At 37.2% G+C, this 15301-nt stretch carries 15 protein-coding genes; 2 read left to right on the top strand and 13 right to left on the bottom strand.

Features of this window, described 5'->3' with window-relative positions; genetic code table 11:
* Position 1 precedes the first annotated feature (1 nt).
* From ACN1CN_RS09720 to aspS, 7 genes are all read right to left on the bottom strand, one after another.
* Positions 2 to 532 (bottom strand): complex I 24 kDa subunit family protein, encoded by a 531-nt coding sequence (locus ACN1CN_RS09720; protein WP_133505971.1) that lies wholly within the window; start codon positions 530 to 532, stop codon positions 2 to 4.
* A gap of 148 nt (positions 533 to 680) precedes the next feature.
* Positions 681 to 1919 carry an NADH-quinone oxidoreductase subunit D gene (locus tag ACN1CN_RS09725; protein ID WP_264525967.1) on the bottom strand — a complete coding sequence of 413 codons (1239 nt, stop codon included), beginning with the start codon at positions 1917 to 1919 and terminating at the stop codon, positions 681 to 683.
* Between the two features lie 24 nt (positions 1920 to 1943).
* On the bottom strand, positions 1944 to 2465 hold the full coding sequence (locus ACN1CN_RS09730; protein ID WP_017494607.1) for an NADH-quinone oxidoreductase subunit C: 522 nt from the start codon (positions 2463 to 2465) through the stop codon (positions 1944 to 1946).
* 1 nt (position 2466) lies between these two features.
* On the bottom strand, positions 2467 to 3015 hold the full coding sequence (locus tag ACN1CN_RS09735) for an NADH-quinone oxidoreductase subunit B (protein WP_173965353.1): 549 nt from the start codon (positions 3013 to 3015) through the stop codon (positions 2467 to 2469).
* Between the two features lie 157 nt (positions 3016 to 3172).
* Complete coding sequence (locus tag ACN1CN_RS09740; protein WP_173965352.1) at positions 3173 to 3538, bottom strand: NADH-quinone oxidoreductase subunit A; 366 nt, start codon at positions 3536 to 3538, stop codon at positions 3173 to 3175.
* 243 nt (positions 3539 to 3781) lie between these two features.
* Positions 3782 to 3976 carry a cold-shock protein gene (locus ACN1CN_RS09745; protein WP_007137066.1) on the bottom strand — a complete coding sequence of 65 codons (195 nt, stop codon included), beginning with the start codon at positions 3974 to 3976 and terminating at the stop codon, positions 3782 to 3784.
* 404 nt (positions 3977 to 4380) lie between these two features.
* On the bottom strand, positions 4381 to 6132 hold the full coding sequence (gene aspS / locus ACN1CN_RS09750; protein ID WP_419135491.1) for an aspartate--tRNA ligase: 1752 nt from the start codon (positions 6130 to 6132) through the stop codon (positions 4381 to 4383).
* A 157-nt stretch (positions 6133 to 6289) separates the two neighbouring features.
* Here aspS and ACN1CN_RS09755 point away from each other — a divergent pair, with 157 nt between their 5' ends.
* The gene (locus ACN1CN_RS09755) at positions 6290 to 7285 is read left to right on the top strand and encodes a TlpA family protein disulfide reductase (RefSeq protein WP_419135492.1); all 996 of its coding nucleotides are present in this window, start codon (positions 6290 to 6292) and stop codon (positions 7283 to 7285) included.
* A 209-nt stretch (positions 7286 to 7494) separates the two neighbouring features.
* A complete protein-coding gene (locus ACN1CN_RS09760) occupies positions 7495 to 7842 on the top strand; it encodes a toxin-antitoxin system YwqK family antitoxin (RefSeq protein WP_264525970.1) in 348 nt (115 codons plus the stop codon).
* A gap of 45 nt (positions 7843 to 7887) precedes the next feature.
* Here the strand turns inward: ACN1CN_RS09760 and ACN1CN_RS09765 are convergent, their stop codons facing one another.
* From ACN1CN_RS09765 to odhB, 6 genes are all read right to left on the bottom strand, one after another.
* Positions 7888 to 9000, bottom strand: a complete 1113-nt coding sequence (locus ACN1CN_RS09765) for a PepSY-associated TM helix domain-containing protein (protein WP_419135493.1) — start codon at positions 8998 to 9000, stop codon at positions 7888 to 7890.
* 55 nt (positions 9001 to 9055) lie between these two features.
* Positions 9056 to 10615, bottom strand: a complete 1560-nt coding sequence (locus tag ACN1CN_RS09770; RefSeq protein ID WP_419135494.1) for a PepSY-associated TM helix domain-containing protein — start codon at positions 10613 to 10615, stop codon at positions 9056 to 9058.
* Positions 10616 to 10618: 3 nt separating this feature from the next.
* Positions 10619 to 10921, bottom strand: a complete 303-nt coding sequence (locus ACN1CN_RS09775; RefSeq protein WP_264525973.1) for a hypothetical protein — start codon at positions 10919 to 10921, stop codon at positions 10619 to 10621.
* A gap of 18 nt (positions 10922 to 10939) precedes the next feature.
* Positions 10940 to 11272 carry a hypothetical protein gene (locus ACN1CN_RS09780; RefSeq protein WP_264525974.1) on the bottom strand — a complete coding sequence of 111 codons (333 nt, stop codon included), beginning with the start codon at positions 11270 to 11272 and terminating at the stop codon, positions 10940 to 10942.
* 59 nt (positions 11273 to 11331) lie between these two features.
* The gene (locus ACN1CN_RS09785; RefSeq protein ID WP_419135495.1) at positions 11332 to 13797 is read right to left on the bottom strand and encodes a TonB-dependent receptor domain-containing protein; all 2466 of its coding nucleotides are present in this window, start codon (positions 13795 to 13797) and stop codon (positions 11332 to 11334) included.
* Positions 13798 to 14014: 217 nt separating this feature from the next.
* Positions 14015 to 15250 (bottom strand): 2-oxoglutarate dehydrogenase complex dihydrolipoyllysine-residue succinyltransferase, encoded by a 1236-nt coding sequence (odhB, locus tag ACN1CN_RS09790; protein WP_173965343.1) that lies wholly within the window; start codon positions 15248 to 15250, stop codon positions 14015 to 14017.
* Positions 15251 to 15301: the final 51 nt, after the last annotated feature.

Raw genomic sequence — 15301 nt, forward strand, 5'->3', positions numbered from 1 at the left:
CTTATTTATCGTGTAATATTATTTTATCATCTCTACAATCAGCGATTAACTGATCGATTTTTTCTTCTGTCAATTTTTCTTTGTAGAAATCTCCCAACTGCATCATCGGAGCATATCCGCAAGCACCTAAACATTCTACACCGGCAATGGTAAACATTCCATCCGGAGTTGTTTCTCCCATTTTGATGCCTAATTTCTCAGAAGTATAATCCATTAAATTTTCAGCACCATTTAAACAACAACAAGAAGTCTGGCAAAATTCGAACATGTATTTTCCAATTGGTTTTTGGTTGTACATGGTATAAAAAGTAACCACTTCGTAAACCTCAATTGGTTTGATGTGCAAAATTTCGGCAACTTTATCCTGCAACTCCGTACTTAACCAGTTGTCATGAGCGTCCTGCACTTCGTGCAAAACGGGTAACAAAGCCGATTTTCTTTTGTCCTCAGGATAATGACTGATCAATTCATTGATGCGGGACATCAATGCTTCGGTCATGTTTATTTCTTGTTTGTAATGTTTTCGTTCCATTTTTATTTTAGATTTTAGATTTTGGATTTCAGATTTTTTCAATCTTTGTCCATAACCCATATTCTGCAATCTTTTTTAATTTTAGATTTCTGATTTTAGATTTCTGATTTTTCAATCTGTAATCTGCAATCTAAAATCTACAATATCTTTACGCGTCTAACTCTCCTGCAATTACATTTAAACTGGATAGAATAACAATTGCATCCGAAAGTAAAGATCCTTTAATCATATCCGGATAAGCCTGGTAATAAATAAAACAAGGTCTTCTGAAATGTAATCTGTATGGCGTTCGGCTTCCGTCTGTAACTAAGTAAAATCCGATTTCTCCATTTCCTCCTTCAACCGGGTGGTAAATTTCTGCCACTGGTACAGGAACTTCTCCCATTACAATCTTAAAGTGATAAATTAAAGATTCCATCGAAGTGTAAACATCTTCTTTTGGAGGAAGGTAGTAATCAGGAACTTCTGCATGGTATTCGTTTCCTGCCGGCATTTTAGCCAAAGCCTGGCGAATAATGCTCAAACTCTCCCAAACTTCAGCATTACGAACACAGAAACGATCGTAAGTATCTCCTGATTTTCCAACAGGGACAACAAAATCGAAATCTTCGTAAGAGGAGTAAGGCTGTGCTACACGAACGTCGTAATCAACTCCCGCTGCACGTAAGTTTGGACCTGTAAATCCGTAAGCCATTGCCTGCTCTGCTGAGATAGCACCTACGTCTACAGTTCTGTCAAGGAAAATTCTGTTTCTTTCAAATAAGTTTACAAACTCTTGCCACGCAACAGGGAATTCTTCTAAAAAGACATCTAGTTTGCGGAAAGCTTCTGGTGACCAATCTCTTTCGAAACCACCAATTCTTCCCATATTTGTTGTTAAACGAGCACCACAAATTTCTTCGTAAATCTCGTAAACTTTTTCTCTGAATTGAAAAACGTACAAGAAACCAGTATAAGCACCAGTATCTACACCCAAAATCGAGTTACAGATTAAGTGATCTGTAATACGGGCCAGCTCCATTACAATTACTCTTAGGTATTGTGCTCTTTTTGGAACTTCAATATTTAGTAATTTCTCTAAAGTCATCCACCATCCCATATTGTTAATAGGAGAGGAGCAATAGTTCATACGGTCAGTAAGAGGAGTAATCTGGTAAAAAGGGCGGTTTTCGGCAATTTTTTCGAAAGCTCTGTGGATGTAACCAATGGTTGGTTCAGCCTCAAGAATTCTTTCACCATCCATCAACAGGATATTTTGAAAAATACCGTGAGTCGCCGGGTGTGTAGGACCTAAATTAAGTACCGAAAGTTCACTTCCGTCCTCGTTTAGTCTATCCTTAATTATTTTAGCATATCGATGCTCTGGTGATAATAATAGTTCTGACATTTTATAATGTTGAATTATTTATTTTTAGCAATTTGTTGTTGTTCTTCCAAAGAATCTGTCGTCTTTATCAGTTCTTCCGCTGTCTTCCATTGGGAATTCTTTTCGCATTGGGAAAGACACCATTTCATCCATATTCAAAATACGTTTCAGTTGCGGGTGTCCAATAAAATTGACTCCGAAGAAATCGTAAGTTTCTCTTTCCATCCAGTTTGAACTTAAGAAAATATTTGAAATGGTTTTGATCTCCGGTTTTTCACCGTTTAAGTATACTTTGATTCGAATACGTTTGTTTTCGTACCAGTTATGCAAATGGTATACGATTGCATATTGGCGATCTGTTTCGTTGTCCGGATAATGAACACCGCATAAATCGGTTAAAAAGTGGAAGCGTAAATCGGAATCGTTTTTCAAAAAAAGAATCAGGGCTGTGATTTTATCAGCGGTAGTTTCCAGTGAAAAAATATCTCTTTCTTGTTGAAAGTTAAAAACACTTGTGTCAAATGTTTCTGTAAGTTTATCTTGAATCAGGGTATTTTCTAAAGCCATCTTATGTAATATTATATGAAGCTAGTAATTCTTGGTATTCCGGAGAGCTTCTGCGTCTTACCGATTCGCTTTTTACCAATTCCTGAAGTTTCATTACTCCATCTACAATTTGTTCTGGTCTTGGCGGACATCCCGGTACGTAAACGTCAACCGGAATTACTTTGTCAATTCCCTGTAAAACGGAATAAGTATCAAAAATTCCACCTGATGAAGCACAGGCTCCAACTGCAATTACCCAGCGAGGTTCAGACATTTGTTCGTAAACTTGTCTTAAAATAGGGGCCATTTTTTTTGAAATAGTTCCCATTACTAAAAGCATATCAGCCTGACGAGGAGAGAAACTCACACGTTCAGAACCAAATCGTGCCAAATCGTAATGTGAAGCCATTGTTGCCATGAATTCGATACCACAGCATGAGGTTGCAAAAGGTAGTGGCCATAACGAATTGGCTCTTGCCAAACCTACAACATCATTTAGTTTTGTAGCGAAGAAACCTTCTCCTACAACTCCTTCTGGCGGCGCAACCATATTTACATTTGAATCGCTCATTTTTATTTCAGATTTTAGATTTCTGATTTTAGATTTTTAATCCTGAAACCGAAATCAATATTTTAAAAATCAATATTGTGTTTTGAGACATTAGCTTTCAAATCTAAAATTTTACATCAGGTGATCTAAAATCTAAAATCTGAAATCTAAGATTTCTTTATTCCCAGTCTAAAGCTTTCTTTTTGATGATATAGAAAAAACCAACTAAAAGAAGCGACATGAAAACGATCATTTTTAGCATTCCTTCGATGCCTAATTCTTTAAAGTTTACTGCCCAAGGGTAAAGGAAAATTACCTCTACGTCAAACAATACGAACAAAATGGCTACCAGGAAATATTTTACAGAAAAAGGAATACGGGCGTTACCAACGGATTCGATACCGCATTCGAAGTTTTTATCTTTTACTTCAGAGCTTCTTTTTGGGCCTAATTTTCCGGAAATAATGATTGTTCCTACCACAAAACCAACAGCTAAAATTAACTGCATTAAAATAGGAATGTAACTGTATTGATCAGATTGCATAAACTTAGCTTTTTTACTTAAAGAATAAGCCACAAAGATAACTTTCAACTCTGTAAATCACAAGCTAAAAAATGATTTAAGTGTGCCCTGAAACCGCGTTACTAGCTAATTTTTATTGATTATAAATAACATGCTGAAATTTTAGTATTTTTTTAAGATTTGAGCAAAAAAAAACGCCCCGATTACTATCAGGGCGTTTTGAAAACCATTCAGAGGCAAAAAAAATAAATTGCTATATTTTTCTTAGATTACTGCTACTTTAGCAGCAACTTTCCCTTTTCTTCCTTCTTCTTCTTCATAGCTTACACGGTCACCTTCGCGTAATTCTTCCGCGTTAATTCCTGAAGCGTGAACGAAGATGTCTTTTCCTGTTTCTTCGTCTGTAATGAATCCATAACCTTTAGATTCATTGAAAAATTTTACTGTACCTGTACGCATTGTAATTGTAATAATAATTTATAATAAAGCAAATGTAAGATATAAATTCATACAAAAGACATATACCTGTTAAATTTTTGTAAAAATTATTGATTCACAGTCTTTTCGCTATTTATATTGCATCAAATTTGATATGGATGTACTTTATTTGAGAATCATTAATTATTATAATTAAATGTTAAAAAAGTAGCTTATATTTTACAAAAATTTAGTATATTAAGCGGAATACGCAAAGGCTAAGGTTGTTTTTTGTGGGAAAATGCTTGATTTTACTGGTGTTTGCTTTTTTTCTTTAAGATTTTATTAACACGAAAAAAGAGCAAAATGACGATAAAATGCATAAAAAAACGACAACTGAATCTTTAGTTGTCGTTTTTTTCTATTTTCTCCAGAGGAAGAAAAAATTATTTTAAATCCAATTTAATGGCAAGTTCTTTTAACTGAGCTTCATCGATTGCCGCAGGAGCATCAATCATAACATCACGTCCCGAATTGTTTTTTGGGAACGCAATAAAGTCTCTGATGGTTTCCTGACCTCCTAAGATAGCGACTAAACGGTCTAATCCAAATGCTAAACCTCCGTGTGGCGGTGCTCCAAATTGGAAAGCGTCCATTAAAAAGCCAAACTGTGCTTTTGCTTCTTCTTCGGTAAAGCCAAGATATTTGAACATCAATTGCTGAGTTGCTTTGTCGTGAATACGAATAGATCCTCCACCAATTTCATTTCCGTTTAAAACCATATCGTAGGCATTGGCGCGAACTTTTCCTGGCTCGGTTTCCAATAATTGCATGTCTTCCGGTTTAGGAGAAGTAAACGGGTGGTGCATCGCGTGGTAACGTCCGGATTCTTCGTCTAATTCCAACAAAGGAAAATCAACTACCCATAACGGAGCAAATTCTTCCGGTTTGCGCAATCCTAAACGGGTTGCCAATTCCATACGAAGTGCAGAAAGTTGTGCACGGGTTTTATTAGCAGGTCCTGAAAGTACAAAAATCATGTCTCCCGGTTTTGCACCTGTAATTTTTGCCCATTGCCCTAAATCGTCCTGATCGTAAAATTTATCTACAGAAGATTTAAAAGTTCCGTCGTCGTTACATTTTGCATGTACCATTCCTGATGCTCCAACCTGTGGACGTTTTACCCAGTCAATTAAAGCGTCGATTTCTTTACGGGTGTAATTTCCGGCTCCCGGAACTGCAATTCCTACTACCAATTCGGCAGCATTAAATACAGGGAAATCTTTGTGTTGTGCAAATTCGTTTAATTCGCCAAATTCCATCCCGAAACGAATGTCCGGTTTGTCATTTCCATAGGTTTTCATAGCATAGTCGTAGGTAATTCTTGGGAACTTGTCTACTTCAATGCCTTTAATTTCTTTTAATAAGTGTCTGGTCAGTCCTTCAAAAACATTTAAAATGTCTTCCTGCTCCACAAATGCCATCTCGCAGTCAATTTGTGTAAACTCAGGCTGACGGTCAGCACGTAAATCTTCGTCACGGAAACATTTTACAATCTGAAAATATTTATCCATTCCACCCACCATCAACAATTGTTTGAAAGTTTGTGGCGATTGTGGCAGGGCATAAAACTGTCCTTCGTTCATACGGCTTGGTACAACGAAATCTCTCGCGCCTTCCGGAGTCGATTTAATAAGGTATGGAGTTTCTACTTCGCAGAAATCTAAGTCCGATAAATATTTACGAACTTCCATTGCTACTTTATGACGGAATAATAAACTGTTTTTTACAGGATTTCTTCTAATGTCTAAGTAACGGTATTTCATTCGGATGTCTTCACCGCCATCCGTTTCATCTTCGATAGTAAACGGTGGTGTCAGCGCGGCATTCAGAATGGTTAGTTCGGATACTAAAATTTCGATTTCGCCCGTCGGGATATTTTTGTTTTTGGCTTCACGCTCAATTACAGTTCCTTTTACCTGAATTACAAATTCTCTTCCGAGTGTTTTTGCGAGTTCAAAAACTGTTTTATCCGTACGGCTTTCGTCAAAAATAAGTTGTGTAATTCCGTAACGGTCACGTAAATCAACCCAATTCATAAATCCTTTATCGCGTGATTTTTGAACCCAACCCGCTAGTGTAACTTCCGTGTTAATATTTGAGGCGTTTAATTCGCCGCAATTATGACTTCTATACATGATCAAAATTTTAGACTGCAAAAGTAAACACAAAATTCAAATTAATATAGTAAAGTGATGACTTGATGCTTAGAAATTTGAAATATTTTGTTAATTCTTAATTTTTGCGGCTCTAATTTCTTTAGATTTGAGTATCAAAATCAAAACCCCCATTTATATGAACAAATTTATTTTAACAGGTTTGCTGATTTGTAGCGCTTTGGGTGCTATTGGTCAGGCCAAAAGTCCAATTAAATTTACTGCTAAGATTGCGAACAGAAACAGTGATACTTTAGTAATTAAAGGGAAGGATAATTTTAAAAAGGTAATTCCAATTAATAAGAAGGAAACTTTTGTGGCTTCTTTTGATGCTCCAAAAGGATTTTATACGTTTTCGGATGGTACTGAAGCTTCATATTTGTATTTAAAACCCAATTCGGATATTAATCTGACGATGAATGCAAAGGAGTTTGACGAGACGATAGTGTATAAGGGTAAAGGGGTTGACGAAAGCAATTTTCTGGCGCAGCAAAGTTTGAAAGATGAGAAGTTTCAAACAGAAGCTTTTGCTAAGGAAGCAACTGAGTTTGCATCGTTGTTGGAAGTAAAGCTGAAAACGGATCTGGAAAGTTTAGAGAAAGGTAATTTTGATCCTGAGTTTAAAACGGCTGTGAAGAAGAAGTTTGACAGTTTTCATAATAATGCTTTAAGCGACTACGAAAGTGCTTCAAAAGCAAATAAGATGAATGGAAAGGCGTCTCCGGATTTTGATTATGAAAATCACAAAGGAGGAAAAACAAAACTTTCTGATTTAAAAGGAAAGTATGTTTATATTGATCTTTGGGCAACCTGGTGTGCGCCATGCCGTGCTGAGATTCCGTACCTGCAAAAAATAGAGGAGAAGTATCATGGAAAGAATATTGAGTTTGTGAGTGTTTCTATTGATAAGGCAAAGGATAATGAAAAATGGAAGAAGTTTGTGACGGATAAGAAGCTGGGTGGTGTTCAGTTGTTTGCTGATAAAGATTGGGAATCTGAGTTTGTAACAAGCTACGGGGTAACCGGAATTCCAAGATTTATTATTGTGGATCCAAAGGGTAATGTGTTAAGCAGTGATGCCGAAAGACCTTCATCTCCAGAGCTTCAGACGCAATTAGATGCCTTATTGAAGTAATTTACGATGAAAAATATAATCTTATAGTAATTTTGTGTTTGTTGTAAAACACCAGTAAAACCAAGGCATAAGCTTTGGTTTTTTTGTTTTTGGGAAATTTCCAATGTTAAGTTTTTACTCAATGTTACCAAATTGTTAAGCAAAAGTTTTTTTAATGTAAACAATTAGTTATATTTGATAAAGATTTGATAACATTAATACCTAAAGATATGAAAAAGTGTGTAATTTTAGTTGCAATATTGTTCTCTGGAATTTTAGTTGCACAAGAGATAAAACCGGAATTGGAAGTTGTTGGAAATAGAGTAAAAGCTACTTATTATTATCAAGATGGTACTATTCAACAAGAAGGTTTCTTTAAAGACGGTAAGTTAGATGGTGTTTGGGTATCGTATGATGCAAAAGGAAATAAGATGGCGGTTGGAGAATATACTGAAGGGGTGAAAACCGGAAAATGGATGTTCTTTAACGACAAAAATCTTTGCGAAGTTGCTTATGAAAACAGCAAAGTAGCATCCGTTAAAAATTTACAGAAAAATGCTTTAGCAAACAGAAATTAATAAAATTTCGAACGATTTATAAAACCGCTTTTAAAGGCGGTTTTTTTATGCCTTATTCTTTTTAGATTTTTTGTTTCTTCCGTACCAGATTACAAAACCGGTTACGGGTAAGGCCGCAGCGGTGAGACTGATAAGGAAGGCAAGGATTTTTCCGGGCAGGTCTAAGATTTGTCCCGTATGAATGCCGTAATTCATTTCGACCACCTGTAACCCCAGACTTTTCTTGTGGTACGGGTCGCTTTGTATTAACTCCCCGCTGTTGGGATGGAAATAATAGTTGCTTTGATGGTCGTATCGCAGGGCATGCGGATAGGCTCCTGTGCCAATAATATCACCTTTTTGTTGGGGAAACGTAACATAATACATTCCGGCTTTGGGCTGAAGCTGTACGGTTGTAGTAAAAGCGCGATCGACAGCATGACCTGTATTGTTGTTGAATTTGGTGGTATCGATGATGGGCGCTTTTGTTTCGAGGGCTTTATCTCCGCCAAAATTGAATGTTTTATAAATTCCGTCACCTACCCATTCGTAGGTAAAGGTTAAGCCGGTTATGGCAATAATAGCCGCTATTAGCGAAATGTAAAATCCGGAGGTGTTGTGCCAGTCGTAATTGACACGTCTCCATTTGGCCGACCATTTAATCGTAAAGCTTCGTTTCAGATCGCTTTTTCTTTTAGGCCACCATTGAATGAGCCCTGAAATTAGTAATAGAATGAAGATGATGGTTGCGCCTCCAACAATGTGCTTTCCGATATAATCCGGTAAAAGCAAATAAAGATGGATGTATTCGACAATGATAAAAAAGTCAGTTTCGGGATCTTCAATTTTTAAATGCTTTCCGGTGTAGGGATTAAAATAGAGGTATAAACTTCCTATGTCAGAATAGGTATAGACCATTGCCGAACGGTTTTTTCCGTAATACGAAACCATGGTTGATTTGTAATTTGGAAGAATTTCTTTGGCCTTTTCCTGTAATACAGAAGGCAGTACAAAAGGTTTGTTCTGGGGTTCAACAAGCCGCCATTCTTTGCGGGTAAGGTCTTTTATTTCATCATGAAAGCAAAAAATACAACCTGTAATACTGACAATAAAAACAATAAGCCCGGAAATTAATCCGAGCCATTTGTGCAGAAATCGTATTTGCGTTTTGAATCCCATTTTTTAGTAAAACGTAAAAGTATACGCTAAATTAATGGGGAGCAAGTATTTCTAATTATTTTTCAATAACCGCTTCTTTTTTAGGTTTTAAAGAATACGCCACATAAAGGGTTGTGGAAGCGAGGAAGATCCAGAAAACATCAATAAAGAAAATCTGAATTTTGTTTTGCAGGAAAGAATCCCAAAACCAGATTCCGGACACTATTCCATTTGTAATCGGAACTAAAAAACCTAGTATACTTCCTAAAATCAAGCAGCATTTGTTTGTAAAAGCATCATTCTTTTTGAGAATAAAAAATACAGTAAGAAGGAGCCATCCCACAAAATAAACCAGGTATAGCTGGTCCTGAGTCAGGGGATAGAATATTTTGACTGCAATAAAAGCAAGTGCTGTAATCGGATACATGCTCAGGCATATGGCCAAATAGATTCGAACTACTGCCGCATTAAAGCGTCTTTTCTTTTCGGGCAGGTTGTTTTTTTGTCTGGCTACCAACCAAATCATAACACCCGAGATGATGACAAAACAGGTAATTATGCCTAAAACGAAACTTACAATTTTGAGCGCATAACCGCCATAATCGCCAAAATGTATGCGATATAATACATTTTTTACGACATCTAAATAGTTGGTTTGCGTAATCGGATTTTTTCGGGCGATTTCTTTTCCGTCCGCAATTCGATAGACTACTTTTCCAATTCCGGTGAATTTTTTATGGCTTAACATTTCGCCTTCAACCAAAACATGCATGTTGGCATCTCCGTAATTCTGAATAAAAACGCGAGTGATTTCAAAGTCTTTCCAATTGCTTTTCGCTTTGGCAACAAGCTGATCGATATTAAATGGAGCGGCTAATTTTTTGTTGTCGAATTTGTAATCAGGATCGGTGTATTCTAATTCTTTGTATAATTTATCCTGATCGCCTTTGTATAAGGCCATTACTGCCGGAGCTACGATTAAAAGTTTAATCATGAAAAAAGTTCCTGTTACGGCATATACAAACTGAAAAGGCAGACCAATCATTCCTAAGGCTGTATGCGCATCTGTCCATAAGGTTTTTAGTTTTTCTTTCGGACGGAAGATGTAGAAGTTAGAAACGATTTTTTTCCAATGCAGCAAAAGTCCGGTTACGATGGCAAATAAAAAGAACAATGCGGTGAAACCCGATAGGTAGTACCCAACAGGATAAGGAATCTGTGCCAGGAAATGCAAACGGTATAAAAACTCGCCCAGCGAATAAGATTGTTCGTAGGTAAAGGTTTTGAAGGTTTTGGTGTCAAGGTAGAAGAAGGATCCCTCTTTTTGTTCTTTCGGGGCCAAAGTGTCTTTTGTGCCTTCCATATAAATGGCAACTCTTCGTTCTATGTTTGGTTTAGAAATGGTAATATTTCTTCCGTGCAGGACGTATTCTTTGTCAAGCTTCTTTAGGGTCGAATTATAGTCCAGTTGAATTTCTCTATTGATAGCTGAGGATTCATTTCTTTCCCAATTGATGATTTCATCCCTGAAGAAAGAAAAGGAGCCTGCGAAGAAAATCACAAAAAGCACTACGCTGATTACAATTCCGCTAACGGTATGGGTATGAAAATAGATGTTGTAATTACGATTGTTCATAGGTTATTTTGCTATTGGATTGTAGGTTTGACCAAGGTATATTAAAAGAGAAAAGACTAAAGAAAGCAGGATATAGATTCCCCAGATTTTCCATCCGCTTTTGGCCAGGAAAGCAATAACCATAAGGGCCACCCAAAGGATGAATCCGCTAAAAGCCATGGTCATTAATATGTTGGCACGGTTGAACCAGGCTGCTAAGGCCAAATGAAAAGTAACTGAAACAAAATAGCCGCCTAAGATAGCAGCTGTAATTTTGGCAAATCGTTGCCATTTGGATTGGGTTAAATATTTTGGATTTGCCGGCATATTTTGGTTAGCAATAAGTTAGTAGTAATAAAATTCAAGTAAAGCAGCGAGTATAAAAAAAGCAAGAATTGCGTATCGGCTTATTTTTTTGAGCGGCGCTAAAATGATGATGAGACTTCCAATGGTCATGAGCTGAATGAAGAACATAAAGGTTCCGCAGCACAAGGATTGTGTAAACAGCCAAAGCGCATAAGCGAGTAAAAGAAGCCCCAAGCCCAAAATTTTGGTTGGTTTAGGATTGCTTTTCATCCATTTTTCAAAACCTAAATCATACGATAATGCAGCTCTTTTTGAAGTGTAATAAAGGGTGTAAAAAGCTAAAAAAACGATTAGACTTGCAATTGTTATCATGATTGACAGAATTTAAAAAACACCTTTCCGTACAAAGAAAGGTGTTTTTTTGTTTTGTATTAGAATTTGTAAGCGAAGCTTGCCGCTACACTTCTCATGTTTCTTGGGTGAATGGTAGACCAGCCATCGTAAGTGTCGGCGTTGGCGATGTTATCCATTTTTAAGGTCAAAGTAAATTTCTCAGCTGAATAGAAAATAGAAGAGTTTAGTACAGTGTATTCCGGGATTGTAAATGCTCCAGTCGTTTTTCTGTTCATGATCTTGTTATTTCCTACATAATTTCCTCCAAAACCTAGCCCAAAGCCTTGTAGTGGTCCTTCAAGGAATTTGTAACTCGCCCAAAGATTGGCTAAGTTTTGTGCTCCGGCACTTTCTGGTCTGAAGCTTACAAATTCAGGATCTCCGGCAGTTAATACCGCGTCATTGTAGCTGTAGCCAAATACGATGTTTAAACCGGCAACAGGGTTAGAAACGATTTCGGCTTCAAAACCTTTGTTTTTCTGACCACCATTTTGGTAAGAAGTTGAGTTCGTAGCATCCGTTCTGATGCTGTAAACCTGGTCTGTAACTTTAATGTCGTAGTAGCTGAAAGTAGCGTATAGTTTATCAGTAAACAGATTAAGTTTGGTACCTACCTCAAATTGGTTGGCATGTTCAGGGTTGTAAACTCTTGGAGTTCTAACACCACCATTCATATCTTCTCCAGGGGCAACGTTAGAGAATCCATCCATGTAATTGGCGAAAATAGAAACTTTATCTAAAATCGGCTGGTATACTAATCCGAATTTTGGAGAAAAAGCAGTTTGATTGTATCCACCGTTATCTGCGTTCATGAAACGGTCAACACGTAAACTTGCCATGGCAGACAATGCCGGCGTAAAGTTGATTACGTCTGATACATAGACACTGTAAACTTCCTGTTTTGTTTTGTTGTTGTTGGTTGTGGCTTTTGCTAAAAGAGCATCCGTTCCGGATTTTGATAAATTTCCGTTATCACCGGTTGTAATGTATTTTGTTGGATCGGTAATTTTGAAAACATTTTCGTTTACGGTTTGTAAACTTGCATTACCAATATAGATGCTTCCGTTACCAATATAACTGGTTCCGTTGTCTGTCGAAGAGTTGTTGAAGTAGTCAAAACCGGCAACAATTCTGTTTCTTAACTTACCAATTTTAAAGTCACCAATAAAATTTTGTTGAATATCTGTAGTTAAGGTTGTTGAGTTCTGGTAGTTGATAAAACGATTTAAGACAACTCCTTCGGTAATTTTCGGAATGCTTTTGGTTCCTTCATATAAGTAAGAGTAATACCCTTCAGATCTTGATGATCCTCTTGACAGAACGGTTTGTGAGGTCCATTCATCGTTAAACTTATAAACCATTTGACCTTGCAGGTTGTAAGATGGAGTTTCGATAGCAAGCTGGTTGCTGGTATAAGAACGCTTGTTGTCGTATCCAAGTTCTTTCATGTTGTGAACTCTTAAAGGCGCACCTCTGTCCAAAAACAACATGGTTGGATTGGTAGCTTTATTGTTCATGAATTCGGTATTCACAAAAAACGAAAGTTTATCGTTTACTTCGTAAGATAGGGATGGGGCAAAAAAGAATGATTTTTTAAATCCTGCATCCTGAAAACTATTTTCATTGTGATAAGCAGAATTGATGCGAAGATTTACTTTGTGTTCGTCGTCTAAAGGAGTGTTGATGTCTGCAGTAACTCTGTTTAGTCCGTAACTTGCGGCAGTATAGCTGATTTCTCCTCCAAAATGATCGTAAGGTCTTTTGGTTGTAATGTTGATTAATCCTCCGTAAGAGATTAAGCTGCTTCCGAACAAGGTTCCTGATGGTCCTTTGATTACTTCGATTCTGTCGATGTTGGCAGGATCAAGGCTTCCGTTTGTTAGTCCCGGTAATCCGTTAATCATGGTGGGTTGAACGGCAAAACCTCTTAAAGAAAAGTATCCTGCACCATCTCCTCCACGTCCTGTTGAGGCCCAAAGTGTGGTTAATCCCGGTGCATTTTTAAGTGCATCGTCGATATTGGTTACCACTTGTTCTTTTAGTAATTCACCTGTAATAGTAGTATAAACTTGTGGGTTTTCAAGATTTTTAAGGGGTAATCTTGATACTTGTTGATTTTCTTTACGAGCCAACGGATTCTTTTTTCCGTGACCGTTGATTACGATCTCGTCCAGTTGTTCAGAGTTTGAACTGATGGTGAAGTCTTCTACGATTTCGTCTCCGGCATTAAGAGAAACACTTTTTTCTTTGGAAGAATGTCCAACAGCCGAAACCTTGATGATGTAACTTCCCGGTTTGATGTTTTTAATTTCGTAAAAACCTTTACTATCGGTGTTGGTTCCAATCTTGGTTCCTTTTAATACAATGGTTACATTATCGGCAGCCTGATTGTTCGTTAGGCTAATCTGACCTTTTAGAGATGCTTTTCCTTGTGCCGAAATTGTGGTAGCGGCCAATAGGAAGAAGCAGAAGCTTAAAAAGGAAACGGTAAACTTATATTTCATCTTTTATTTAGAATTGATTTGAATAGTGCAAATTTAATTGCAGAATACAAGCTAAACAAGTTATTCTTATTTATTCTAAATAAAATAGTTTTTAGGGGTTAAAATTTTTGTTTGTTTAAAATTTTAACATCTTAAGGAGATTTTAAGGCAATATTAAGAAAAAAAACCTGCTCAAATGAATGAGCAGGTTTTATATGATTGTAGAAAATTATTACAATTACAATTCTAAAGCACGTTTAGCATCGCCATTCATTAATAATTCTAACGGATTTTCTAAAGCTTCTTTTACAGCTACTAAGAAACCAACTGACTCACGTCCGTCGATGATTCTGTGGTCGTAAGAAAGCGCTACGTACATCATTGGGTGAATCTCCACTTTACCGTTTACAGCAATTGGACGCTCGATAATGTTGTGCATTCCTAAAATTCCTGATTGAGGAGGGTTGATGATTGGTGTACTTAACATACTTCCAAAAACACCACCATTAGTAATAGTGAATGTTCCACCAGTCATATCGTCAACTGTAATTTGACCGTCACGTGCTCTAAGTGCTAATCTTTTGATTTCAGCTTCGATTCCACGGAAAGTTAACAATTCAGCGTTACGAACTACAGGAACCATTAAACCTTTTGGTCCTGAAACTGCTATAGAAATATCAGCAAAGTCATAAGCTACTTTATAATCACCATCCATCATAGAGTTTACGTCCGGATACAATTGTAAAGCTCTTGTAACTGCTTTTGTAAAGAATGACATGAATCCTAAACCAAGACCACCATGTTTCGCTTTGAAAGCATCTTTGTATTCGTTACGAATTTGGTTGATTGGTGTCATGTTAACTTCGTTGAAAGTCGTTAACATGGCTGTTTCGTTTTTAGCAGCTACTAATCTTTCTGCTACTTTACGACGTAACATTGATAATTTGGTACGCTCAGTTCCACGGCTTCCACCAGTTGGAGTTCCCATTGAAGGTACTGCATTTACCGCATCATCTTTAGTGATTCTGCCCCCTTTACCAGTTCCTGAAACTGTTGCCGGTGCTATGTTTTTTTCGTCTAATATTTTTCTTGCTGCCGGAGATGGAGTTCCTGCTGCATAACTTGTAGCTGCCGGAGCCTGAACCGGAGCTGCTTTTGGTGCTTCAGCTTTCACTTCTGCTTTTGGAGCCTCAGCTTTTGGTGCTTCAGCTGCCGGAGCAGATCCTGATGGTTTTGCTGCACTTGTATCAATTAAACAAACTACAGCGCCTACTGCTACTGCATCACCTTCTTCTGCTTTTAGCGTAATTGTTCCGCTTGCTTCAGCCGGTAATTCAAGAGTAGCTTTGTCTGAATCAACTTCAGCAATAGCTTGATCTTTTTCTACATAATCTCCGTCTTTTACTAACCAAGTTGCAATTTCAACTTCTTTTATTGATTCCCCTGGTGATGGGACTTTCATTTCTAAAATCATCTTATTTTTTGTTTAAGGTTTTTATGGTTTAAAGCTTCCGGTTGTTGAACC

The organism is Flavobacterium sp. T12S277, assembly GCF_048514875.1.
Classification (GTDB): domain Bacteria; phylum Bacteroidota; class Bacteroidia; order Flavobacteriales; family Flavobacteriaceae; genus Flavobacterium.